We start from the raw sequence: 23,059 nt of genomic DNA, 5'->3' as shown, positions 1-23,059 counted from the left end.
GAGCAGGTGAGCAGGTGCCCCCCGTCGCCCGAACCCCACGAAGTCGCTGGATCGAAGCGGGACTTGACGCCCTTGCCCGGGGCGGACCGGACGCTGTCCGGGTAGAGGCGCTGGCTGCCGGGATCGGCGTGACGAAGGGCGGCTTCTACGGGTACTTCGACAGTCGTGCCGCGTTGCTCGCCGAGATGCTCGACGAGTGGGAACGCCGTTGCACGGACAGCGTCCTCGAGCAGGTCGAGTCCGAAGGCGGGGACCCTGCGGAAAGGGTGCGGCGGGCCGGCCGGCTGACCTTCTCGGACGACCTGCACCGGATCGATCTCGCGGTCCGCGAGTGGGCCCGGCAGGACCCGTCGGTCGCCGAGCGACTGCGGCGGATCGACAACGTCCGCATGGAGTTCCTTCGTTCGATGTTCCGCAGCTTCGTGGCGGACCCGGACGAGGTCGAGGCGCGCTGCACGCTGGCCTTCGCGCTCGCGATCGGCCGCCACTTCATCGCCGCGGAACATCCCGGACGCACCAGGCGTGAATCGATCCACCTGGCCGGAGAGTTCCTCCTGCGCCCCGGGCCGTGAACGCCTGAGGCTTTCGGGACCCGTGCGCCGGGCAGTGAACGGTTCAGGCTTTCCGCTCCTGGCGCGGGCGTCCACCGTTGCGCAGCCCTGGCGTCTCCGCCGCACGCCCCGCCGACGCGCACGGCGCTCCGGCGTCGGCCCGTGCGTTGCTCAGGACGGATCCCGGTCGGGGGCGACGCCCGGCGCGTCCTGCAAGGGAAAGGCCATCAGGCTCAGGCCCACGGGCAGCGTTCCGGGCGTGCGGGGCGGGCGCGCGGCGTCGTGGAGCTCGGCCGCGATGCCGGCGAGCTGCCGCCTTGCCGCTTCCCAGACTTCCGGTTCCACCCACAGTTCGGCATCGACGGTCACACCCTCGCTCTCCGGCGCCCGGCGCACCGCGCGTTCCTGGAGGGTGTGGGCCAGGGTGGCGGCCAGCAGTTGGGTCCCCTCGCGCTGGTCGGACAGCGGTGATCCGTGCACGGTGCGGTAGCGGCGCTCACGGCCCCCGCGTCGAGTGCGCTCCTCGGCCAGTTCGACCAGCCCTGCGGCGTCCAGGCGCCGCAGGTGCCCGCTGGCCAGGGCGTGAGAGACGCCCAGCTCACGCGCGAGTTCGGCGGCGGACATCGGCCCGGGCCACATGAGCGTGAGCATCCGCAGCCGCAGGGGATGGGCGAGCGCCCTCAGAACGGGGTCCGGATCAGTCACACCGGCAAGTAAAGCGCATCCCGGCGAGCGGATCCCTACCCCCAACCAAGTGATTGGGGGTAGGGTGCCGCGCAACCCGGACCGAGACATCGGAACGGGATGTCGAAGCAAGGGCAACCAGGCAAGGCGTCGAACGAGGCACGGAGTCAAGGGGGTTCGCGCATGGCCGCGGGCGTGTTCACGGTGCTGCGGAATCGCAACGCCCGTGTCTACCTGGCGGGAGTGATCATCTCCGGCTTCGGCGACTCGGCCATGCTGCTTGCCTCCGCGGTCTGGGTGAAGGAGCTCACCGGCTCCAACAGCCTTGCCGCCCTCGTGACCTTCTGCGCCTGGGCACCGGCCCTGGCCGGACCGTTCATCGGAACCTTGGCCGACCGCATGCGCCGCCGCACACTCCTCATCGTGACGAGCCTGGCGCTGGCGGTCGTGATGACCGTGCCGGTCGCCGTGCGCTCTCCCGAGGACGTCTGGCTGCTCTTCGCCGTACTGACCCTGGTGGGCACGGGAACGGTGCTGATGGACGCCGCCGAGACCGCGCTCATCACCTCCGCCGTGCCGAGCGACCTCCGCGGGGACTTCAACGGCCTTGCCAGGACCGCGATCGAGAGCACGAGCCTGCTCGGCCCTCTGATCGGTGCGGGCCTGTTCACCGTACTCGGCGGACCCACCGTCGCCCTGCTGAACGCCATGTCCTTCCTCCTGGGCGCAGCCGCGTTCAGTCTCATCCGCGCGCGTGAATGCGCGCCCGCCGCCCGGTCGCGGCAGAGCTGGACCGCCGCCTCCGCGGAGGGAATCCGCCACCTCTGGCGTCACCCGACGCTCCGCCCCTTGGTGGTCGCGGGCGGCTGCGCCATGACGGCGTCGAGCCTCAGCAGCACGGCCACCTTCGCGCTCCTCGACATCGGACTGGGCCGGGCCGCCGCGTTCGCAGGCGTCCTCAGCTCGATCCAAGGGCTCGGATCGGTCGTCGGTGGTCTGGCGGCCGGCGCACTCCTGCGCCGCATGCCGGCACGCGTCCTTTCGGTGATCGGCCTCGTCGTCTTCTCCGTCGGCGTGCTGGCCCGGATCAGCGGATCGGTGCCCGTCGTGTCGGTCGGCAGCCTGCTCATCGGCCTGGGCCTGCCGTGGCCGCTCATCAGCGCTTTGACCACCGTCCAGAAGGAGACACCGGGCGAACTGCTCGGCCGGGTCGCAGCCACCGCGAACACTCTGGTCTTCGCGCCGACCGGCCTGGCCCTCCTCGCCGGCACAGCCATGGTGGCCACCCTCGACCACCGGGTCCAGCTCCTCGCCGCCGGCTTCCTGGGTCTTGCGGCGGCCGCGCGGCTAGCGGTCGGCGGCCGTGCCCCGCGCGGTACGGATCCCGCCGAGGAGCGCGAGGCCGCTCACCGACCGCGCGAAGCCGACGCCGTGGACAAGTGATGCCTACGCCGTGGACCGGTGACGAGGAGGAAGGGTGCTCCGGGCGTCTTCGCCCGGAGACCGGCAGCAGGCCCAGATCCACCGGCCGGCCCCTCCGAGTGTCACTCGCCGACCGGAGTGGCGGCAGCGCCGAGGTGGCCGGTGAGCTCGGCGGGGTGGGTGAGTTGGGGGTAGTGCCCGGCACCGTCGATCCCGGTCACCGGGTGGCCGGCGGCCACCAGCGACGGCTCGGTGGAACCCGCGACGATCCGGACGGGGACGCCGACCCGGCTCAGCAGTGTCCGCGACCGTTCGCGCTCGGCGGCGTCCGCGCGCAGAGCCGCGACGACACGGCGGGCCACCCCGGGGCGGCGCAGGTCCGCCGCGGCGCTCGCCACCTCCGCGCCCTCGGGCACGCCCAGTGCCCGTGCCAGCCGGGCGGCGGACACGCGGCGCAGCATCGCCACGGCAAGACCGGACCGGGCGAGCCACGGGCCGGGTCCTGCCTGCAGGAACGACGGCGAGACGAGGACGAGTCCGCTGACGCGGTCCGGATGCTCGGCGGCGAAACGCACCGCGGGGGCGCAGGCCAGCGAGTGCGCGACCAGCACCGGGCGGGTGCGCACGGGGCTCATGAGGCCCTCCAGCCACACGTCCACCGACCCGGTCGCGGTGGCCGAGCGCCCGAGGCCCGGCAGGTCGGCGGCGAGGAACGGGCCGGGCAGGCGGGCGGCGACGGGGGCCCAGGAGTCGGCGTTCAACGGCAGCCCGTGCAGCAGGACATGACGGGGGCGGCGCCGCTCCCCGGTCACCCAGGTACGGCTGCCCGCCACGTCCTGGAAGCCGTAGGGCCTCGACCAGGGTGACGCCGTCCCGAAGCGGGCGGCCACCAGGTCGTCGGCCCATGTGCGCAGGGCGTCGGCGGCCGGCGGCATCGTCAGGCCGGCGCTTGCCGCGAAGGCGTGGGCGGAGGCGGTGGGATAGCGGTCTGCCGACAGGAACGACAGGGTCTCGGGATCGGCACGCGTCAACGCGCGCGGCAGGCGCCGCAGCAGGGCGACGGGTACGGTCCGGCGGGGCGCCCGAACACCCATGTGGTCGGCGATCGTCCCGATCAGCTCGGGCAGCGGGGGAGTGGTGTCATCGAGCACCCAGTGGCTCTCGCCCGGCGGCGACGCGGGGACCTCCGCCAGGAACCGCGCGAGGTGACCGACCGTGACGATCGGGACGAACGTGTCGGGGCCGCCGGGCACGGCGGGGAGCCTCCCGTTCCACAGGTCGCCGACGAGACCTGCGAGCCCGATGTACTGCCCCGGCCCGATGACGGTGCTGGGATTGACGACGGTCAGCGGGACGCCCAACTCCCGTGAGCGGGCGCGTACCGCGAGATCGCCCTCCTGCTTCGACGCCTCGTACGCCCCCGGCGCGTTGTCACGGTGGTGGCCGCCGGCCGCGCTCACCCGGTACCCGCTGATGTGCACCAGCCGTCGCAGCTCAGGTAGCGCGGCGGCCCGTTCGAGGACGTTGAGCGCCCCGGTGACGTTGACCGCCCGTGCCTCCCGGCTGTCGAGGCCGAAGGCGAAACGTGCCGCCGTGTTGTAGACGTCCCGCGCTTCGGGCAGCTTCGGAAGCGGTCGAGTGACGTCGGCGGTGACGATCTCCAGCCGGTCGATGTCGACGCCCTGGGAGGTGAGCCACGGGGTGAGGGTGTCGTTCCGTACGGCTGCCGCCACCCGTTGCCCCCGGGTGAGCAACTCGGCCACCAGGGAACGGCCGATGAAGCCGGTCGCACCGAAGACGATCGCGTCCATGATGAGACTCCTTAATAGATCGGTCTACATATTTTCGAGACAGAAGGGAGCCCGCCGACCGCGGCGGGCACGTCGGTTCTGCGGTCAGGGCCGGTCGTTCGGCAGCAGGGGCGTCCGCCGGGCGTTCAGGTGGTGCCGGTCGGGTGTTCAGGCCCAACCGGCGGAGTGTGCAGGGTGGTCGGCCGGGTTTTCGACGAGGGGCGGCCCGGCCGAGTCGGGGTCAGCCCAGCAGGGCGGTGACCTGGCGGGTGACGCGGTCCAGCGGCTCCCTGCTCCGGTGGGCGCGGGCGAGCAGAAGCGCCCCCTCGATCAGGGCGAGGATCGTGACCGCCAGGTCGTCCGCGTCCGGACGGCCCTCCAGTCGTGCACGCAGAGCCGCCTCCCATGAGGTGTAGACCTCCGAACAGGCCTCTTGCAGCGGGTCGCTGGTGGCGGCCGTCTCCAAGGCCACGGTGGCCACCGGGCATCCCTTGCGCCATCCCGACTCCGCCAGCCGGTCGCCCAGCTGCCGCAGTACTCCGGCGACGAAATCCGTGAGTGGCGGGCCGTGTTCGGCCGGACCCCCGAGCGTGTCGGCGATGGCCCGACCCGCCCGCCGCACTGACTCGCCGACCAGCTGGTCCTTGCCGCCGGGGAAGTGGAAGTAGAGCGAACCGCGGGGCGCGCCGCTGACGGTGACGACGTGATTGAGACCGGCGCCGAAGTATCCGCCGGTCTCGATCAGTTCTTGTGTCGCGTCCAGCAGGCGGTCGCGCGTCTCGGCGCCCTTCTTTCCCATGCCGTCAAATTAGACCGGTCTACATATTCTTTCAAGTGCCTCTGTGCGCCGACCGGGATCTGGTGGGCAGTGGATGACACTCGGCGGGCAGTGGTCACTCAGGACCGCTGTCCGGCTCGTCGTCGCGGTTCTCGGGGATCGTGGACGGGTCCGGGGAGGGGCTCGGTGAGGAACGGGACAGGAAGTCCTCGAACATTTCCATCCCGAGCAGGAGCAGCATCATCGCGATCGGTACGCACAGGGCCAGCAAGACCATGGGGCCTCCCTGAGGAAGCGCGGACTTTCTGCCTGGGGCCGGCGCGAGGGCCGGCGGACCATTCATCAGTGTGGAGCCGAACGGAGTAACCCGCATCCGGGCGCCGTGGGTCTCGTCCGCCGGGCACTTCATCCGCTGAGCCTCGACCTGGCTTCACCGGGAAGGAAGAAGGAGTCAGTAGTTGAGTATGATTATCATCTGCTGGCGTCCTCGTCGCACAGGTCACCCGTCAGACGGAGATGAAAAACCTTATCCGCCGCCCCAAGTCCCTGCCTGACGTCTCCGGGCTGTCGCCTCCGCGTCGCTCATGACGGGCTGCTTCGCCTCCGATGCGCCCGGCGCATCCGGTGGTCCCGTCTCCGGCGACGAGCGCATCCGTGTGGTGATGCCGTACGCAAGAACCGGAACCGGTGGCGACGGCCGGCGGAGAACACATGGTCTCCTGCCACCACTGGACCGACGTGCCCGACTCCGCCCGCGACCTCTTCCCCCTGAACGGTGCCGCATGAACGCCTTGTTGAGCGTACGGGACCTCACCGTGCTCTACCGGGGACACGCGCGGCGCTCCGCGCCCGTCCTCGCCGTCGACCGTGTCTCCTTCGACGTGTCCGCTGGACAGACCCTGGCGCTCATCGGCCCGTCCGGCTCCGGCAAGTTCAGCGCGGCGGCCGCGGTGCTCATGCTGCGCCGGCCGGAAGGCGGGGAAGTCCGATTCGAGGGGCGCGAGTTGACCGCCCTCGACGGGAAGGAGCTGCGTTCCGTGCGTCCGGCGGTCCAGCCGGTCTTCCAGGACCCGTACGGCTCGCTGAGCCCGCGCCTTCCCCTACGGGACGCGGTGGCCGAGCCCCTGCGCGTCCAGGGACGGTGGGATCCCGTGGCCGGTCCGCGGCGGGTGGCCGAACTGCTGGAGACGGTCCGGCTGGACAGGCGGCTCGGCGAGCGGCTGCCCCACGAGCTGTCCGGCGGCCAGTGCCGGCGTGTCGGCACGCGCGGGCACTGGCGAGCGAGCCGCGGCTTCTCGTCCTGGACGAGCCGGTGTCGGCCCTCGACCCCTCCGTACGGGCAGGCGTCATCAACCTGCTCGTCGATCTTCAGGAACGGCAGGAACGGCTGGGGCTGGCGTATCTGTTCATCTGTCACGACCTGCCGCTCGTTCGTCACTTCGCCCACCGTGTGGCGGTCATGGACAGCGCCCGCATCGTGGAGACACTGCCCGCGAGCGCCCTGTACACGAGCGGCCGGTCACGTGCCCGGGAGCGGCACAGCAGGTCCGCCGACGGGATCCGCGCAGGTTCCTGAGCGGAGCGCGTCCGCCGCGAGTGCGGACCTGCCTGCTTCGGGACGGCCGCGCCTCGCGAGGGGCGCGGCCGGGTCTCAGGGGCGTCCGCGCGCCTCCTCCGCGGCCTGCTCGGCGGCCTTCCGCTCGGTCCGGGCGTCGGCGGTGCTCAGCCGCCCGCCACTGCTCTCCAGGTGTGCGCGCACGAACCACTGGAACAGCTCCAGCCCGCGCAACTGCTCGATGAGCATGTCCTGTGTGACGGGGTCGGGTTCGTCGGTCGCCTTCATCGCGGCGCGGTGCTCCTCGATGATCGACCTGTACACGAGGTCGAGAGCACCGAGGTGCTCGATGGACTCCGCGCGGCCGATCGAGTAGTCGTCCCACGAACGGTCCGAGACGAGTGCGCCAGGGGTGCCCTTCGGTACGCCGCCGAGCGTGGAGATGCGCTCCGCGAGGTCGTCGATCATCTCCCGGACCTGGTCCACCTGTGGGTCGATCATTTCGTGCACCGCGATGAAGTGGGGTCCCACGACGTTCCAGTGGATGTGCTTGAGGGTGAGGGCCAGGTCATTGAGTGCGTGCAGACGCATCTGCAGCATCTTGATGATCGCTGCGCCGTCCTGCTTCGACATGCCCGGCACGGTGTAGGCGGGGGTTTCGGATGTCACGATCGCTCCTTGCTCTGCGGTTCCTCCCGTCAGGCAATCACCGGCGGCGGTGTCGCGCCCGGCCAGAACGAGACGGCGCTGCTCCGAACAGGCGACACGGGGCCGGCCCGCCGCGGGCGGCGTCCCAGGCCCTCGGCACGAGAACGCCACGCACCCGGAGGGCGTGCCCGCGGAGCCCATGCCTCCCGCCGGTGCCGCGGGCGGCGTCCGAAGGCGGAGCCGCCGGTCTCAACGGCCTAGACTCGGCGGATGGCGAAGTATTTCGACGTGCATCCCGAGAATCCTCAGCGGCGCACCATCAGCACTGTGGCCGACAGCATCCGATCGGGGGCGCTGGTCGCGTACCCGACGGACTCCTGCTTCGCACTGGGGTGCCGGCTCGGCAGCCGTGACGGCATCGGCCGGATCCGGTCGATCCGGAATCTGGACGACCGCCACCACTTCACCCTTGTGTGCCAGAACTTCGCGCAGCTCGGCCAGTTCGTGCACGTCGACAACGATGTGTTCCGTGCGATCAAGGCGGCGACCCCCGGCAGTTACACCTTCATCCTCCCCGCGACGAAGGAGGTGCCCCGCCAGCTGCTGCATCCGAAGAAGAAGACGGTCGGCGTACGGATCCCCGACCATGTCGTCGCCCAGGCCCTGGTCGCCGAACTCGGGGAGCCGCTGCTCTCCAGCACGCTGCTGCTGCCCGACGAGGACGAGCCGCTGACCCAGGGCTGGGAGATCAAGGAACGGCTCGACCACGCGGTGGACGCGGTGGTCGACTCCGGCGACTGCGGCACCGAGCCCACCACGGTCATCGACTTCTCCGGCGGCGAGCCCGAGATCGTACGCCGCGGCGCGGGCGACCCTTCGCGGTTCGAGTAGCAGGACCCTCCCGGCGGCCGGGGCCAACGGCACCCGCCTTGACCGATCGATTGACAGCAATGCCGGTTCGGACACGCCGGCGCACCGCTGACCCGCCGTCCTGCGGTGCGCCCGTAGGGGACGCCGCCGGGCCATCCACCGCCGCCGACCGCCCGCGGCACCGGCGCGACTTCCCCTTTCCAGCCCGCGTGACCTCTACGTCGGCGACGGACACCGCTTCAGCCCGTGCGGCCGCCCCGGCCGCCGTCCGGGCTCCTTCCTCGGCAGGGACATCGCCCGCGCCCGCCCTGCCGTTCGCCCGCTCACGCCGGGTCCCGGGGGCCGGCGAGCGGCCGGTCGGTCCCGCCAGGAGAACCGGGCCCGTACCGGCCCGCCGCCGTGCGTACGGAGCGTGAGACCTGCCTGCTCACGGTGATTCCGGAGCCCTCGGGATGCCGTGCGTTGTGATGCCGCGCATAGGGGCCAGATCACTTCCTAAGGGCGGTAGTGGACACCGCCCCCCCGATGCGCGAGGGCGCGGGCCAGGAAGCGACCTTTCGGGCATTTCTCTTAAGTGGGGTAGTAGGTCACATTCTTGCGCCCCGCCACGACCGCCCCTAACCATGGCTGACGTCCCGGGAAGCGCATGAACCGGACAGGGCGTCCAGCCCGTCCGACCGTGCCGGGCCACATGCGGAGAGTCTCTCCGCCCCGCCGGACCGCACGTCGGTCGGCCGCCCTGATGTCCACTGTTTGGAGAGTCCCATCCGTATGACCGCCTTCACCCAGACCAGCCGTACCGCCCGTCTCCGCAAGCTCTCGATCACCGGCATGGCCACAGCCGGCGCCGCCGCACTGGCGCTCACTCTGGCCCCCTCGCCCGCCAGTGCGGCCCCGGCCGCCGCGGACGCGTCGAAGGTCGCGGTCTCGGTGGCGGCCGACGCGCCGGCGGTGAAGACGGCGGAGAGCGCGAAGGACGCGGACAAGGCCAAGAACGCCAAGAAGGCCAAGAAGAAGGTCTACGCCGACAACCTCGACGGCTGGATCAAGGAGGCCCTGGACATCATGAAGTCCGAGGGCATCCCGGGCAGCTACGAGGGCCTGCACCGCAACATCATGCGTGAGTCCAGCGGTAACCCGAACGCCCAGAACAACTGGGACGTCAACGCGCAGAACGGCACGCCGTCCAAGGGTCTGCTGCAGGTCATCCAGCCGACCTTCGACGCCTACCACGTCGACGGCACCCCGCACGACCTGACCGACCCGGTCGCCAACATCACCGCGGCCGCGAACTACGCCGCCGACAAGTACGGCTCCATCGACAACGTCGACTCCGCCTACTGATCCGCGCCACCACGCGCGGACGCCCGCACCCGACCCGGTGCCGGCGCACCGTCACCGGGTCCGACGCCGCTGTCAGCGCTCTGCGCGGGGGCGGCGTCCCTGGTTCCGAGCCGCCCTTTCCGCCCGACGCGGCGGCCCCCCGCGCCCGTCGGACGTGACCGGCGCGGCGCGAGGCGCACCACACCCGGCGTCAGCCGGAGCGTGGTGCGCCTCGCGTTCGTCAGCGTCCCGCGCGGAGGCGGCGGTGCAGATCGCGCACCTGGCCCGCGAGCTCCGGTACGGGACCGTGCACCTCGAGGCCGGGCACGATCTCCTGGACCGGGAGGGTCCGCACCGGCGGGGCCGGTGCCCCGAGCTCAGCGAGCCACTCGCCGAGCTGTCGCGCCGACACGATGTAGACGATGCGGCCGAGCCCCACCCAGCCGTGGGCGGCCGCGCACATCGGGCAGTGCTCACCCGAAGTGAAGACCGTCGCGGCCCGCCGCTCCTCCGCCGTCATGTGCTCGGCTGCCCACCGGGCGAGTGCGAACTCGGGATGCCGTGTCTGGTCGGCCAGCGACGTCTCCCGGTTGCGGTCCTCCGCGAGAACCCTGCCCTCGCCGTCGACCAGCACGGAACCGAACGGCTCGTCACCGGCTTCCAGCGCCTCGGCCGCCAATTCCACGCAGCGCCTCAGGTGCCGCAGCTCGGACTCGTCGGTCATCGCAACCCCCATGGTGTGCTTCGTTCCGCCCGCATGCGCGGGCTCGTGCGGGGACGTTACCCCGCGTCATCACCCCGGTGTCATGTCCGTGCGGCCGGGCCCCTCCCCGGGCTTGCGGCGGTCCTCGGTACGTCTGCCGCCGTCGAGCGGCGTCGGCAAATGGGCCACGTCGCCCGGCGCGAGCTCCTCCACCACCTCCGCCAGGTCCGAGCAGACCTGCTCGATCTTGCGGCGCACGGCGTTCTGCTCCGTGACGATCGACGCCAGCAGCAGACCCGTGAGCGCCGCGCACCCGTTCAGCGCCTGGAGCACCACCATGACCTCCAGCACGCTGCGGCCGGCGAACGGGCCCACGCCGTCGGTCGCCGCGGAGATCGCCAGCACCGAGATCAGCAGCGCACACGGTGCCGAGCCGGGCAGCTGGAACCGCAGCGCCGCCCAGATCAGCATCGGGAAGACCAGGAACAGAAGGGACAGGTTCACCCGGGTGGCGAGCAGCGTCACGGCGACCGACGCCAGACCGAGGGCCGCCGCCTCCGACCACCACCACGCCCGTGTGGCGCGCGGCAGGTGCGCCCGGCGCAGCACCAGCAGCAGCGGTGTGATCACCAGGACGCCCATCGCGTCCCCGGCCCACCACGCGGACCACACCGGCCAGAACTCGCCGGGCGACAGCGAACCGCTCAGGATCAAGGTGCTCGCGCCGAACGTCGCGCTGACGAGCATGCCGCCCAGCGCCCCGAGGAACACCAGCGCCAGTCCGTCCCACAGCCGGTCCAGGCCGGTGCGGAATCCGACCTGCCGCAGCATCAGATAGGCGGCCAGCGGAGCGCACGTGTTGCCGACCAGGACGCCCAGCGTGGCGAGGCCGACGGAGTTGATCGTCGCGATGGTCAGCAGCGCGCCGAGGAGGATGCCCGGCCAGATCCGTGCCCCCATCCACAGCAGGCAGGCCAGCGCGATCCCGGTGGGCGGCCACAAGGGTGTGACCACCGCTCCCTCCACGACCACCCGCTGGAGCAGGCCGATCCGGCCGCCTGCCCAGTAGGCGGCGGCGACGGCGAGCACACGCAGCACTGCTGCGGCCGGACCCCGGACTTGTTCGCTGCGGACCACGCATGTCATCACACAGGAGCGGCGCCGCCGCGTCCTCGTGACACGCGCTGCCGAGGTGCCCAACTTGCCGAGAGCCCGGCGCGCCCGTCTACGCGGGTTCGTGGAGGAGGACCAGCACGGCCGCGTCGTCCGTGTGGTCGGTGAGCGCCGCCGTACCCATCACCTGCGAGGCGAGTTCCCCCACGTCCGTTCCGTCCCGGACCGCGGCGCGGACCAGCTCGGCGACCGCGTCCAGTCCCGCCTCGATCGGATACGAGGGGCCCTCCACGACGCCGTCGGTGAGCAGCACGAACGCGCTGGCCTCGGACAGCCGCCGGCTGGACACCGGATACACCTCGCCGGGCAGGATGCCGAGCGGTACGCCCGCCTCGTCCGCCAGGATGCCGCCCTCGCCGCCGGACGTCGCCCACACGGCCGGCACATGACCCGCGCGGGCGCTCTGCAGCCCTCCGGTCGCCGGGTCGTAGCGCAGGAAGCTGCACGTCGCGAAGAGCCCGTGGTCGACGGAGAGCAGCAGTTCGTTGGCGCGGCGCAGCACCTCGCCCGGGTCGGTCGTGGCGGTGGCGACGGCGCGCAGACCTATCCGGATCTGCCCCATGAAGGCCGCGGCGTCCACGTCGTGGCCCTGCACGTCTCCGATGGACAGGCCCAGCGTGCCGTCCGGCAGGTAGAAGCCGTCGTACCAGTCGCCGCCGATGTCCAGACCGTTCCTGGCGGGCGTGTACCGGGCCGCGAGCCGCAGCCCGGGCACCATGGGAAGCTCTGCCGGCAGCATGGAGCGCTGCAGGGCCTCGGCGAGTTCGACTCGTGCCTTGTGCCGTTCCGCGCCTTCGCGGGCACGGTCTGTGAGGCGGCCGAGCGTGGCCAGCATCTCGTCCGCGGTCGCCGATCGCACGGGACGACGCCGGGTCATGGACCTCTCCGCAGTGCCTTGGAAGGTCGACCGGCCCGGTCATGTGCGGCGCACAGGGGGCATCGGCCGGCTGGGCCGTACAGCCCGCCATCATTGTATTTCCGCGGCCCCGGACTCGCTCGGGGTGCGCCCTCCGCGGCCGGTCAGGACGGCTCGGGGGGCGGGGGAGGCGGTGCCATGGCCCACCGGATCGCGCCCGTGAGCAGCGTCCCTGTCGGGCTCACGCAGCACTTCTCGAACACCGGCGCGTACGGCAGCCCGAGCGGCTTCCGGGCCCACGGCGGCAGAAGGGCGACGGCGTTGGCTGCCAGGACCGCGTAGGGGACCCGGGCGGGCAGGGGCAGCGGCGGATGCTGGAGCATGAAACGGGCCGCCTCCAGGGCCTCCCGCGAGGGGCGCAGTTCGGGGCGGTACGCGGCGATCCGCTCGGCCAGTCCGGCGCGGTCGCGCGGCGGGTCGCTCACTCCGAGGGCGGCGGCGACCCGCGCCGTGTCGGCGAGGTACCCGTCGCAGCCTGCGGCGTCCAGAGGGCGGGCGCCGAAGCGCTGATGGGCGCGCAGGAAGCTGTCGACCTCGGCGACATGCACCCAGCCGAGCAGATGCGGGTCCGCGGCACGGTACGGCTCACCGGCAGCGGTCCGGCCCGTCACACTCTCGTGGACGGCCCGAACCGTGTCCACCGCTTCCTGGGCGTCCTCGGCCGTGCCGTACGTCGTCACGGCCAGGAACGTGCTCGTGCGCTGCAACCGCCCCCACGGATCGCCCTGGTACCCGGAGTGGGCGGCGACGGCCGCCATGGCCAGCGGATGGAGCGACTGCAGCAGCAGGGCGCTGAGCCCGCCGATGAACATGGACGCATCGCCGTGGACGGTACGGATGGGCCGGTCCGGCCCGAACCAGCGGGGCCCGGGCGTGTCATGGATACGGGCACGCGTCTGAGCCGCCGCGGGGCCTGCGACCCGGGTGAAGATGCTGCTGCCGAGTTGCCGCCGCAGACCGCGGATCCGGGACGGTGCCTTGCTCACGCCACCAGTATCCGCCCGGCGACGGGCGGGGTCCCCGCCTGCCGTGCCCCTGTCAGCGGTGGGCGGCCAGCATGCCTGCGAAGGTGCACAGGACCGCGGAGACGAGGACCGCCGCGACACCCGCGCACAGCAGCCGGCGCCGTAGCTCCTCGTACCGCGCGGTGTACTCGAGCCGCAGCTCGTCGGCCCGGGCCACCAGAGCCTCCAGCACACGCCGTGACAGGGCGATCCTGTCCTGGGTGTAGACCCGGACGACCTCCTCGCGCTGCGCGCTGGTCAGCCACGGCATCCGGCCGGCGAAGGCCTCCGCCTCCTGACGGGCTTCCTGGAGCCGGCTCTGCGCGAGCAGATAGCCCTCGAGCCTGGCGATCCCCGCGGCGACGTCCGACTCCGTCTGCCGCACCGGGCCCCTCACCGGTTGTCCTTCCCCTCGCCGAGGGGCGGGGCGATTCCCTTCCCTGGTTCGACGACGTCCCGCCGACCGGTGTCCGAGACCTCGTCGAGGGTGGCGATGGCCGGGTGGTGGAGGTCGAACGCGGGCGATTCCGAGCGGATCCGGGGGAGCGTGGTGAAGTTGTGGCGCGGCGGCGGACAGGAGGTCGCCCACTCGAGCGAACGGCCGTAGCCCCAAGGGTCGTCGACCGTGAGCTGCCGACCGTACTTCGCCGTCTTCCAGACGTTGTACATGAAGGGGAGCATCGACAGGCCCAGCACGAACGACGCGATCGTCGACACGGTGTTGAGCGCGGTGAAGCCGTCGGCGGCGAGGTAGTCCGCGTACCGACGGGGCATGCCCTCGGCCCCCAGCCAGTGCTGCACCAGGAACGTGCCGTGGAAGCCGATGAACAGCGTCCAGAACGTGATCTTGCCGAGCCGCTCGTCCAGCATCTTGCCCGTGAACTTCGGCCACCAGAAGTGGAATCCGGCGAACATCGCGAAGACCACGGTGCCGAAGACGACGTAGTGGAAGTGCGCGACGACGAAGTACGAGTCGGAGACGTGGAAGTCCAGCGGCGGCGACGCCAGGATGACCCCCGTCAGACCGCCGAACAGGAACGTCACGAGAAAGCCGATCGCCCAGAGCATCGGTGTCTCGAACGACAACGACCCCCTCCACATCGTGCCGATCCAGTTGAAGAACTTCACACCGGTCGGTACCGCGATGAGGAACGTCATGAACGAGAAGAACGGCAACAGCACGCCGCCTGTGACGTACATGTGGTGCGCCCACACCGTCACGGACAGGCCGGCGATCGCGATCGTCGCCCCCACCAGACCGATGTATCCGAAGAGGGGCTTGCGCGAGAAGACCGGCAGGATCTCGGTGACGATGCCGAAGAACGGCAGGGCGATGATGTACACCTCCGGGTGCCCGAAGAACCAGAAGAGGTGCTGCCACAGCAACGCGCCGCCGTTGGTCGCGTCGAAGATGTGGGCGCCGAACTTGCGGTCCGCCTCCAGGGCGAACAGCGCTGCCGCCAGCACCGGGAAGGCGAGCAGGACCAGCACACCGGTCAGCAGCACGTTCCAGGTGAAGATCGGCATCCGGAACATCGTCATGCCGGGAGCGCGCATGCAGATGATCGTGGTGATGAAGTTGACCGAGCCGAGGATCGTGCCGAAGCCGGAGAAGGCCAGACCCATCACCCACATGTCGCCGCCCACCCCCGGGGAGTGGATGGCGTCGGACAGCGGGGAGTAGGCGAACCAGCCGAAGTCGGCCGCACCCTGCGGGGTGAGGAAGCCGGCCACCGCGATCAGCGAGCCGAAGAGGTACAGCCAGTACGCGAACATGTTCAGACGCGGGAAGGCCACGTCCGGCGCGCCGATCTGCAGCGGCATGATCCAGTTCGCGAAACCGGCGAACAGCGGCGTCGCGAACATCAGCAGCATGACGGTGCCGTGCATCGTGAACGCCTGGTTGAACTGCTCGTTCGACATGATCTGAGTGCCCGGCCGGGCCAGCTCGGCGCGCATGAAGAGCGCCATCACGCCGCCGATGAGGAAGAACAGGAACGACGTACTGAGGTAGAGCGTGCCGATCGTCTTGTGGTCGGTGGTCGTCAGCCACTTCACGACGACATTGCCGGGCTGCCTTCGGCGTACGGGCAGCTCGTCCTCATAGGCGTCTTCCGACTGCACATCGAGGCGAGAACCTGACTGAGATGCCACACGAACTCCCGTACGTTCGGGTGCCGTCTGCCCTGGCTCCGGGCGCGGTTGCACCCACAGGCGGCGACCCCAAGGACATATACCGGTGCAATGTATATGTGCGGGACCCAAGGGGCTATTTACGACATCTGCCGTTCGGGTGACGGAGCGTCGGGCCCGCTTGACGGGGTCGTCACCGGCGCCGCCCGCGAGCACCGGGCGTTACGCCCCGCCGATCCCGGGTACTTCTGTGCGGTCGGTACGACCCGTACCGCCTCATGCGACGAGGGAGGTCGACGTGGAAGATTCGGTGGACCGCATCGCCGAGCCCTGGGGCGGGCGGACCCCGTACCCGCGGCACGGGGCATGGCCGACCCGCGTCGACACACACCTCGCCGAAGGCGTCGCGGAGGAGGAGGTGCAGCGGTGGGTGCAGTCGGCCTCGATCCTGCACTCCGACGGGGACGCCATGGACATCGCCGTCAAGAACGGCCGCATGGTCGGTGTGCGGGGCAGGGCGGTCGACCGGGTCAACCGGGGCCGGCTGGGGCCCAAGGACCTCTTCGCCTGGCAGGCCAACGCCTCGCCCGACCGGCTGACGAGGCCGCTGATCCGCCAGGGCGGACGGCTGGTGGAGACCGACTGGCCCACCGCGATGGACCGGGTCGTCGCACGCTCCCGAGAGCTGCTGGAGGAACGCGGTCCTGGCTCCATCGGCTTCTACACCACGGGCCAGCTGTTCCTGGAGGAGTACTACACCCTCGCGGTCCTCGCCCGGGCCGGCATCGGGACGAACCACCTCGACGGCAACACCCGGCTTTGCACCTCCACCGCCGCCGAGGCCCTCAAGGAATCCTTCGGCTGCGACGGGCAGCCGGGCAGCTACGACGACATCGACCACGCCGACGTGATCGCCCTGTTCGGGCACAACCTCGCGGAGACCCAGCCGGTGCAGTGGATGCGCGTCCTGGACCGCCTGGAGGGGGCCGACCCGCCGCGGCTCGTCTGCGTCGATCCGCGGCCCACCCGGGTGGCACGCCGCGCCACGGTGCATCTGGCGCCCCGCGTCGGCACCAACGTGGCGCTCCTGAACGCCCTGCTGCACGAGACGATCCGTCACGACCGGGTGGACCACGCGTACATCGAGGCGCACACCGTCGGCTTCGAGGAACTCGCCGCCCGCGTCAAGGACTGCACCGCCGAACGGGCGGCGGCCGTCTGCGACGTGCCCGCCAGGCTGATCGTCGAGGCGGCGGAAGTTCTCGGCGGCGCCGACCGACTGCTCTCCACTGTGCTTCAGGGCGTCTACCAGTCCCATCAGGCGACCGCGGCCGCCGTACAGATCAACAACCTGCACCTGATCCGCGGGATGCTCGGACGGCCGGGCGCCGGCGTGCTCCAGATGAACGGGCAGCCCACCGCCCAGAACACCAGGGAGTGCGGCGCCAACGGAGACCTGCCGGGATTCCGGAACTGGGAGAACGACGAGCACGTGGCCGACCTCGCCAGGGTGTGGAACGTCGAACCGGCCACGATCCCGCACTACGCGCCGCCCACCCACGCCATGCAGATGTTCCGCTACGCCGAGCAGGGCTCCCTCCGGATGCTGTGGATCAGCGGCACCAACCCGGCCGTCTCACTGCCCGAGCTCGCACGGATCCGCTCGATCCTGTCCGGCGAACGGCTGTTCGTGGTGGTGCAGGACCTGTTCCTGACCGAGACCGCCCAACTGGCCGACGTCGTCCTGCCGGCGGCGACATGGGGCGAGAAGACCGGCACCTTCACCAACGCGGACCGCACGGTGCACCTGTCCGACAAGGCCGTGGAACCGCCCGGGGAGGCCAGGCCCGATCTGGACATCTTCCTCGACTACGCCGCTCGTATGGACTTCCGCGACAAGGACGGCGGCCCGCTGATCCACTGGCACGACCCCGAGTCGGCGTTCGAGGCGTGGAAGCGCTGCAGCGCCGGCCGGCCCTGCGACTACACCGGTCTGTCGTACGGCCTGCTGCGTGGTGGCAGCGGCATCCAGTGGCCCTGCACGAAGGACGACCCCTCCGGCACGCCGCGGCTGTACACCGACGGGATCAGCTGGGCGCACCCCGACGGCTGCGAGTCCTACGGCAAGGACCTGGTGACCGGCGCGTCGTCCGGTGTCGTCGAGTACCGCTCGCTCAACCCGGACGGAAAGGCCATGCTCAAGGCCGCCGAATTCATGCCGCTGCACGAGGCGCCGAGCGAGCAGTACCCGTTCCAGCTGACGACCGGTCGGACCGTCTACCACTTCCACACCCGCACCAAGACCGGCCGCACACCGCAACTGAACGCGGCGGCGCCCGATGTGTGGGTGGAGATCTCCGAGGCCGACGCCGCAGCACGCGACCTCGCGGAGGGCGACCTCGTCGAGGTCGGCTCCCCGCGCGGCTCCCTGCGGGGGCGGCTGCGCGTCACCGGACTGCGGCGGGGAACGCTGTTCGTGCCCTTCCACTACGGCTACTGGGACACTCCCGCCGGGTTCGGCCCCAACGCCACGGTCCCGGGCCGGGCGGCGAACGAGACCACCGTCACCGACTGGGACGCGGCCTCCAAGCAGCCGCTGTTCAAGACCGCCGCCGCGACGCTCACCCTCGTGGAGAAGGGCGGCGGACAGCATTCGCCCGCCCCCACCACCACCGCCTCGGAGCCGGGCCGTGACTCCGCAGTCCCCGCGACGGAAGGCGGCCCGGACGCCCGCGTGCGGCAGACGACGGACGACGGACCCACGAGGGAAGGGGGCCGGCAGTGAACGGCATCGGTCTCACCCTGCGCGTCCTCCACCACGGCGAGCGGCACCTGGCGGAGGAACTGCTCACCGTGGCGGACCGGCACAGCACGGAGCACGAGGTCCACCACGTCGCCAAGGACCTCGCCGGCTGGTCCCGGGAGCACGTCGAACGGCTGGCCGTGACCGGCCGGGCCTACGGACTCGAACTCGACGAATCGCCGGCCAAGCCATCGCCCGGACTGCTGACCATGATCCGGGAGAAGGCGGCGCAGGCCGTCGGCAACCGCCCGGAGCCCGGCCTGCTGCTCCTGCGCGACCTGCGGGACCTGCATCTGGACGCCGCGGAGAACTCGCTCTACTGGGAGATGCTCGCGCAGGCGGCACAGGCGTCCAAGGACGCCCGGCTGCTCGATCTCGCGTCTTCCTGCCACCCGCAGACGCTCCGGCAGATGCGCTGGACCAACACCATGATCAAGAACATCTCGCCGCAACTGCTGACGAGCCTGTGATGCCGGAAGGACAGGGCACAGCGAAAGGGCCGGTGATGCTGATCACCGGTGCGTCATCGGGGATCGGGGCAGCCGTCGCGACCCGCTTCGCCGCCGTCCCCGGATGGCGGCTGCTGCTGCACGGACGGGACGCGGAACGACTGGACCAAGTGGCGGCGCGCACGGGCGGAACCTCCTTGCGGGCCGACCTGACCGACCCGGCGAGCGCCGGGCGGATCGCCGCTGAGGCCCTCGGATCCGCCGGCCGGGTGGACGTCCTGGTGGCGGCGGCCGGCGTCGGCTGGGCAGGGCCGTTCACCGCCATACCGGCTTCGGCGATCGACGAGGTGCTGGCCGTCGATCTGGCGTCCGTGGTGCACCTGGTGCGTTGCCTCCTCCCGCAGATGGTCGAGCGGGGCAGGGGCCGGATCGTGCTGCTGGGCTCCATCGCCGGTGCCGTCGGCGTCGGCGACGAGGCGGTGTACTCGGCGGCCAAGGCGGCGCTGGGCGCGTTCGCCGAGAGTCTCGCGTACGAACTGAGAGGGACCGGTGTGACGATCTCCCTGGTGCTGCCGGGCATCGTCGACACGCCGTTCTTCGAACGGCGCGGCACCCCGCCTCGCCGCACGGGCCTGAAGCTCCTCACTCCGGAGCAGGTGGCCGAAGCTGTCCGGCGTGCGGTGACGCAGCGGCACCGGGCCGAGATCTTCCTGCCGCGATGGCTGCGGATGCCGGCGCGTATCCATGGCGCGCTGCCCCTCGTCTTCCGGCGCCTGGCCGAGCGCTTCGGCTGAGCCGTCAGGCCGATGCCGCCGTCCGCGCCGGCCTCAGGGCGCCCGGCGGCCCGCCTCGGTCCTCAGAGGGTTTTCTGAGAGCTTTGCTCCGCCGCCTCACCCACACCTCCACCCGACCTGGTGCTACCCAACCCCTGGCGGCCGACTCACACAAGGAGCGGGAGCGTCGATGAAGGACCTGCTGGAGGAGATCGAGACCCGGCAGCGGCTGGTCCGCGAGACCGTCGAGCACGTTCGTGAGCAGATCACCCGGCTCACCGAGCAACTCGCCGCCGCGGAGAAGACCTTGGAACGCCTGGAGATCACCCTCGAGACCGTCCTGGGACTGGCCGCCGAGGACGGTCTTCCGCCGCCCGAGCCGCTCCCGCCCGGATACCACGAGATCCTGGCCGCCTTCGAGAAGGCCGACGGCGCGCTCCGCGCGAAGGACATCTGCCAGGCACTGGGCAGCGGGACGGAGCTCCGTCACGTCGACGCTGTCCGGGCCAAGCCGAAACTCCTGGTCGGCCGAGGCGTCCTCGCCCGATCCGAGCCCGGTCTCTTCGTCCTGCCGCCGACTGCTCGCCCTGCCTCGCAGCCCGCAGACCCAGGAGTCGATGGCTCGCAGTCGATGAGGCAAGGGCCAGGCTCGGCCAGAGCCGGGCGGGAAGACTTCGGACAGCATGGCTTGCTTCGTACGGCAGTTGACAGCCCGAACGCAGCACGTCAGAGTCCCGGCGTGAGTGAGACCAACGATCTGACGCCGGCCGAGGTGCGCATCCGGCGGGCCTTTCCGCGAGGCGAGTCCGTGGACTTCCGCGCCGCCGAGAACGAGGATCCGGCGCTCGGCAACACCTGGGGCGCCGAGCGGACCGTACGCGCGAGCGTGCTGCGGGCGCTGCTGCTCAAGGCTCCGCAGGAGGAGGGGGAGATTGCCGCGCTCAAGATCACGGGGGCGCGGATCACTGGCGTGCTGGACCTGAGGTACGCCACGATCGACGCCGCCGTCCGGCTGAGCCACTGCCAGTTCGACGGTGTTCCCGACCTGTACGGTGCCCAGTTGCGCCAGCTCAATCTGAGCAAGTCCGTTCTGCCGGGCCTGACCTCGGCGACCTTGCGGGTCGAGGGGGTGCTGCGGATGACGGACTGCCGTATGCAAGGGCCGGTCCGGCTCGGTGGGGCGCAGATCTCCGGGGCGCTGTTCATGGAGCGGGCCCAGTTCACGGCGCCGGACGACTCTGAGCCGGTTCTGCAGCTCAACCAAGCCGCGATCGGGGACGACTTGTGGGCGCCAGAGATGCGCGCGCACGGCCAGGTACGGCTCACCGGCGCCTCCGTCGCCGGGCGGATCAACGTTCAGGACGCCGAGTTCAGCAAGCCCGGTGGCACCGCGCTGGACGCGCAGAACCTCAACGTGGGAGCCCATGTACGGGCGCGGTGCGTTCGAGTGCAGGGGCGGGTCGAGCTCCGAGGATCGCGCATATCGGGCCGTCTCGACCTGCTCCACGCCCGCCTCTCGCATCCGGGCGACACGGCACTGCGGGCGAGCAGTTGTGTCATCGGCGAACTCTGGCTGCGCAGCGGTGATCGCATCGAGGGCGCCTTGAATCTACGGCGTTCTCAAATAGAGATCCTGACCCTTGAACCGGAGATGCTGCCGGACCAGGTGTATCTCAGCAACCTCACGTACACCGTACTCACCCCGCACGAGCCCGCCGAGCGCCGCCTTCCGATGCTTGAGCGGGACGGCGAGCGGTATGAGCCGTACGGCTACGAGCAGTTGACGGCCGCCTACCGCCACGTCGGTGACGACGACGCGGCCCGGCTCGTCCAACTCGCCAAGCAGCGCCGCCGACGTGCCACGCTCACTTGGTACGGACGGCTGTGGGGGTACGTCCAGGACGCCACCGTGGGCTACGGCTTCCGCCCGTTGCGTGCGGCCGTCTGGCTGCTGTCCCTCATGACCATCGGATCGATAGCGTACGGCCTGGACCACCCACGCCCCATCAAGGCGGACGAGGCCCCTGACTTCAACTCGGTGTTCTACACCCTCGACCTGCTCCTACCGATCATCAACTTCGGTCAGGAGGCATCGTTCGCCCCTGACGGCTGGCACCAATGGCTGTCGTACGCCCTGATCATCACCGGCTGGATCCTGGCGACGACGGTCGTCGCGGGGGTGACACGTATGGTCAACCGCCAATGACCCGCTCCAGAACTCCCGAAAACTTCGCAGAACGCTGTCTCAGACGTCCAGCGGCCCGCCGCCGGGGAGAGCGGCGACGAGGCGCGCCGCGTCGTCACGGAACAGGGCGGCGGCGCGAGCGACCTGCCCGTCCCTCACTGGACCCGGCACGACCAACTCAGCCACGCGAGCCAGCAGTTCCACGGTGTCACCCGCCCACGCCGCCACACCCTCTGCCGCCATCGCGCGTACGCCTTCGACGCCGTGGCCGGCGATCGGCCGGTAGCCGATGACGGGAACACGAGCGGCGAATGCCTGCACGGCGGTCTGACCGGCCGCGTTGTCGATCAACAGCCGTGCGTGGGACATCAGTTCCGGAAGATCGTCCACCCAGCCGAGCGCGACCGCGCCCGGCACCGTGGCCGCCCGGCGGCGCAGCCGTTCGTCGCGGCCGCACAGCAGCACGGGGAGGCAGCCGTGCCGCGCCAGCACCTCCGCGGTGCGCCTCAGCCCGGACCCCACGCCCCAGGCGCCGGTGCAGATGAGCACCGGCGGCCGGCCGTCGGCCCAGCCGGGCGGGTCCTTCGCTGCCGGACGACCGAACTCCGGCGGCACCACGGGCCCGGGGGCGGCCGCCGGCCGGCCGGTCGCCCGGTGCACCGCTTGCGCGCACGTCTGTGTGACGCACAGATACATGTCGTTGCCGGGATGGAGCCAGCCACGGTGGACCGCGAAGTCCGTGACGAACACGGCGCTCGGGACCGCCAGGGTGCCGCGGTCGCGCATCCGGCCGGTGATCTGACCCGCCAGATGGAAGGTCGAGACCACGGCGTCGGGGCGCCGGTCGCGGACGAGCGCCCTCAGTCGGCCCTCCGCGAGCGCGGCCAACGGCGTCATGTCCGGGACCGTGCCGCGGCGTGACCGCGGCCGGCCCGCGCCGTTCCGCTGCTCGAGGAACACCGCGTGGACGCCCGCGTAGAGGCCCGGAACATGCCGTACGGAGAACCGGTAGGACGACCGCAGTGCCCGCCCGGCGCCGGGTGGCAGGAGGGTCAGCACGTCCCGTATCAGCACCTCGTGGCCCGATGCGGCGAGCCGGCGCGCCATTTCGCCGGCGACCGCGTCGTGGCCGGCCCCCATGCCCGCACTGAGCACCATGAAGCGCCCGCCCATGGGGCCACCTCCTCGCGGCGCGAGCGACGGACAGATCCGTCCGCTCCATGGTGGCCCCGTCGGTGCTCCGGGAGGGCGCCGGGGGGACCGATCGGGTGAACCGGGGACCGCTGCGCCTGCCGTCGG

At 71.1% G+C, this 23,059-nt stretch carries 21 protein-coding genes and 1 pseudogene; 10 read left to right on the top strand and 12 right to left on the bottom strand.

Translation table 11 applies throughout. The annotated features are described in order from the left end of the window. Positions 1 to 14 precede the first annotated feature (14 nt). Positions 15 to 572 (top strand): TetR/AcrR family transcriptional regulator, encoded by a 558-nt coding sequence (locus MDN94_RS34490; RefSeq protein ID WP_482729745.1) that lies wholly within the window; start codon positions 15 to 17, stop codon positions 570 to 572. A 150-nt stretch (positions 573 to 722) separates the two neighbouring features. Here the strand turns inward: MDN94_RS34490 and MDN94_RS34485 are convergent, their stop codons facing one another. After that, positions 723 to 1,256, bottom strand: a complete 534-nt coding sequence (locus tag MDN94_RS34485; protein WP_482729744.1) for an ArsR/SmtB family transcription factor — start codon at positions 1,254 to 1,256, stop codon at positions 723 to 725. Between the two features lie 162 nt (positions 1,257 to 1,418). Between MDN94_RS34485 and MDN94_RS34480 the strand changes: the two genes are divergently transcribed. Beyond that, positions 1,419 to 2,678, top strand: coding sequence for an MFS transporter (locus MDN94_RS34480; protein ID WP_482729743.1), 1,260 nt, complete (start codon positions 1,419 to 1,421; stop codon positions 2,676 to 2,678). A gap of 101 nt (positions 2,679 to 2,779) precedes the next feature. Here MDN94_RS34480 and MDN94_RS34475 read toward each other — a convergent pair whose 3' ends face one another. From MDN94_RS34475 to MDN94_RS34465, 3 genes are all read right to left on the bottom strand, one after another. Continuing rightward, a complete protein-coding gene (locus MDN94_RS34475) occupies positions 2,780 to 4,468 on the bottom strand; it encodes an alpha/beta fold hydrolase (protein WP_482729742.1) in 1,689 nt (562 codons plus the stop codon). 220 nt (positions 4,469 to 4,688) lie between these two features. Then, positions 4,689 to 5,246: a TetR/AcrR family transcriptional regulator gene (locus MDN94_RS34470; protein WP_482729741.1), complete on the bottom strand. Its 558-nt coding sequence runs from the start codon at positions 5,244 to 5,246 to the stop codon at positions 4,689 to 4,691. Positions 5,247 to 5,340: 94 nt separating this feature from the next. Beyond that, positions 5,341 to 5,502, bottom strand: coding sequence for a hypothetical protein (locus tag MDN94_RS34465; protein WP_482729740.1), 162 nt, complete (start codon positions 5,500 to 5,502; stop codon positions 5,341 to 5,343). Positions 5,503 to 5,809: 307 nt separating this feature from the next. Here MDN94_RS34465 and MDN94_RS34460 point away from each other — a divergent pair. Beyond that, positions 5,810 to 6,424, top strand: a pseudogene (locus MDN94_RS34460) (ATP-binding cassette domain-containing protein); the annotation flags it as partial. A 113-nt stretch (positions 6,425 to 6,537) separates the two neighbouring features. Next, on the top strand, positions 6,538 to 6,801 hold the full coding sequence (locus tag MDN94_RS34455; protein ID WP_482729739.1) for a hypothetical protein: 264 nt from the start codon (positions 6,538 to 6,540) through the stop codon (positions 6,799 to 6,801). 75 nt (positions 6,802 to 6,876) lie between these two features. Here MDN94_RS34455 and MDN94_RS34450 read toward each other — a convergent pair whose 3' ends face one another. Beyond that, a complete protein-coding gene (locus MDN94_RS34450) occupies positions 6,877 to 7,413 on the bottom strand; it encodes a Dps family protein (protein WP_482729856.1) in 537 nt (178 codons plus the stop codon). Between the two features lie 285 nt (positions 7,414 to 7,698). Here MDN94_RS34450 and MDN94_RS34445 point away from each other — a divergent pair, with 285 nt between their 5' ends. Both MDN94_RS34445 and MDN94_RS34440 read left to right on the top strand, forming a co-directional pair. Then, a complete protein-coding gene (locus MDN94_RS34445) occupies positions 7,699 to 8,319 on the top strand; it encodes an L-threonylcarbamoyladenylate synthase (protein WP_441264479.1) in 621 nt (206 codons plus the stop codon). 750 nt (positions 8,320 to 9,069) lie between these two features. After that, positions 9,070 to 9,642, top strand: a complete 573-nt coding sequence (locus tag MDN94_RS34440) for a transglycosylase SLT domain-containing protein (protein WP_482729738.1) — start codon at positions 9,070 to 9,072, stop codon at positions 9,640 to 9,642. A gap of 220 nt (positions 9,643 to 9,862) precedes the next feature. On the opposite strand, the gene MDN94_RS34435 is transcribed toward MDN94_RS34440, so the two are convergent. From MDN94_RS34435 to ctaD, 6 genes are all read right to left on the bottom strand, one after another. Further along, positions 9,863 to 10,345, bottom strand: coding sequence for a nucleoside deaminase (locus tag MDN94_RS34435; RefSeq protein WP_482729737.1), 483 nt, complete (start codon positions 10,343 to 10,345; stop codon positions 9,863 to 9,865). A 69-nt stretch (positions 10,346 to 10,414) separates the two neighbouring features. Then, positions 10,415 to 11,461 (bottom strand): MASE1 domain-containing protein, encoded by a 1,047-nt coding sequence (locus tag MDN94_RS34430; protein WP_482729736.1) that lies wholly within the window; start codon positions 11,459 to 11,461, stop codon positions 10,415 to 10,417. An 88-nt stretch (positions 11,462 to 11,549) separates the two neighbouring features. Further along, entirely contained in the window at positions 11,550 to 12,374 is an 825-nt protein-coding gene (locus MDN94_RS34425; RefSeq protein WP_482729735.1) for a PP2C family protein-serine/threonine phosphatase, read from the bottom strand. Between the two features lie 143 nt (positions 12,375 to 12,517). Then, a complete protein-coding gene (locus MDN94_RS34420; protein ID WP_482729734.1) occupies positions 12,518 to 13,399 on the bottom strand; it encodes an oxygenase MpaB family protein in 882 nt (293 codons plus the stop codon). Between the two features lie 52 nt (positions 13,400 to 13,451). Then, entirely contained in the window at positions 13,452 to 13,814 is a 363-nt protein-coding gene (locus tag MDN94_RS34415) for a hypothetical protein (RefSeq protein WP_482729733.1), read from the bottom strand. Continuing rightward, positions 13,811 to 15,571 carry an aa3-type cytochrome oxidase subunit I gene (ctaD, locus tag MDN94_RS34410; RefSeq protein ID WP_482729732.1) on the bottom strand — a complete coding sequence of 587 codons (1,761 nt, stop codon included), beginning with the start codon at positions 15,569 to 15,571 and terminating at the stop codon, positions 13,811 to 13,813. Before ctaD ends, MDN94_RS34415 begins: the two co-directional genes overlap by 4 nt. Positions 15,572 to 15,848: 277 nt before the next feature. On the opposite strand from ctaD, the gene MDN94_RS34405 reads away from it, so the two are divergent. From MDN94_RS34405 to MDN94_RS34390, 4 genes are all read left to right on the top strand, one after another. Then, positions 15,849 to 18,335, top strand: coding sequence for a molybdopterin oxidoreductase family protein (locus MDN94_RS34405; protein ID WP_482729731.1), 2,487 nt, complete (start codon positions 15,849 to 15,851; stop codon positions 18,333 to 18,335). Beyond that, complete coding sequence (locus MDN94_RS34400; protein ID WP_482729730.1) at positions 18,332 to 18,823, top strand: hypothetical protein; 492 nt, start codon at positions 18,332 to 18,334, stop codon at positions 18,821 to 18,823. The genes MDN94_RS34405 and MDN94_RS34400 overlap by 4 nt, the downstream gene beginning before the upstream one ends. Beyond that, positions 18,739 to 19,596: an SDR family NAD(P)-dependent oxidoreductase gene (locus MDN94_RS34395; protein ID WP_482729855.1), complete on the top strand. Its 858-nt coding sequence runs from the start codon at positions 18,739 to 18,741 to the stop codon at positions 19,594 to 19,596. Before MDN94_RS34400 ends, MDN94_RS34395 begins: the two co-directional genes overlap by 85 nt. A 718-nt stretch (positions 19,597 to 20,314) precedes the next feature. Continuing rightward, positions 20,315 to 21,781: a membrane-associated oxidoreductase gene (locus tag MDN94_RS34390; RefSeq protein ID WP_482729854.1), complete on the top strand. Its 1,467-nt coding sequence runs from the start codon at positions 20,315 to 20,317 to the stop codon at positions 21,779 to 21,781. A gap of 39 nt (positions 21,782 to 21,820) precedes the next feature. Here MDN94_RS34390 and MDN94_RS34385 read toward each other — a convergent pair whose 3' ends face one another. Beyond that, positions 21,821 to 22,933, bottom strand: coding sequence for an MGDG synthase family glycosyltransferase (locus MDN94_RS34385; RefSeq protein WP_482729729.1), 1,113 nt, complete (start codon positions 22,931 to 22,933; stop codon positions 21,821 to 21,823). Positions 22,934 to 23,059 lie beyond the last annotated feature (126 nt).

The sequence above is a fragment of the Streptomyces sp. WAC00040 genome (assembly GCF_056835925.1).
This window is presented reverse-complemented; position numbering and strand designations above follow the sequence as displayed.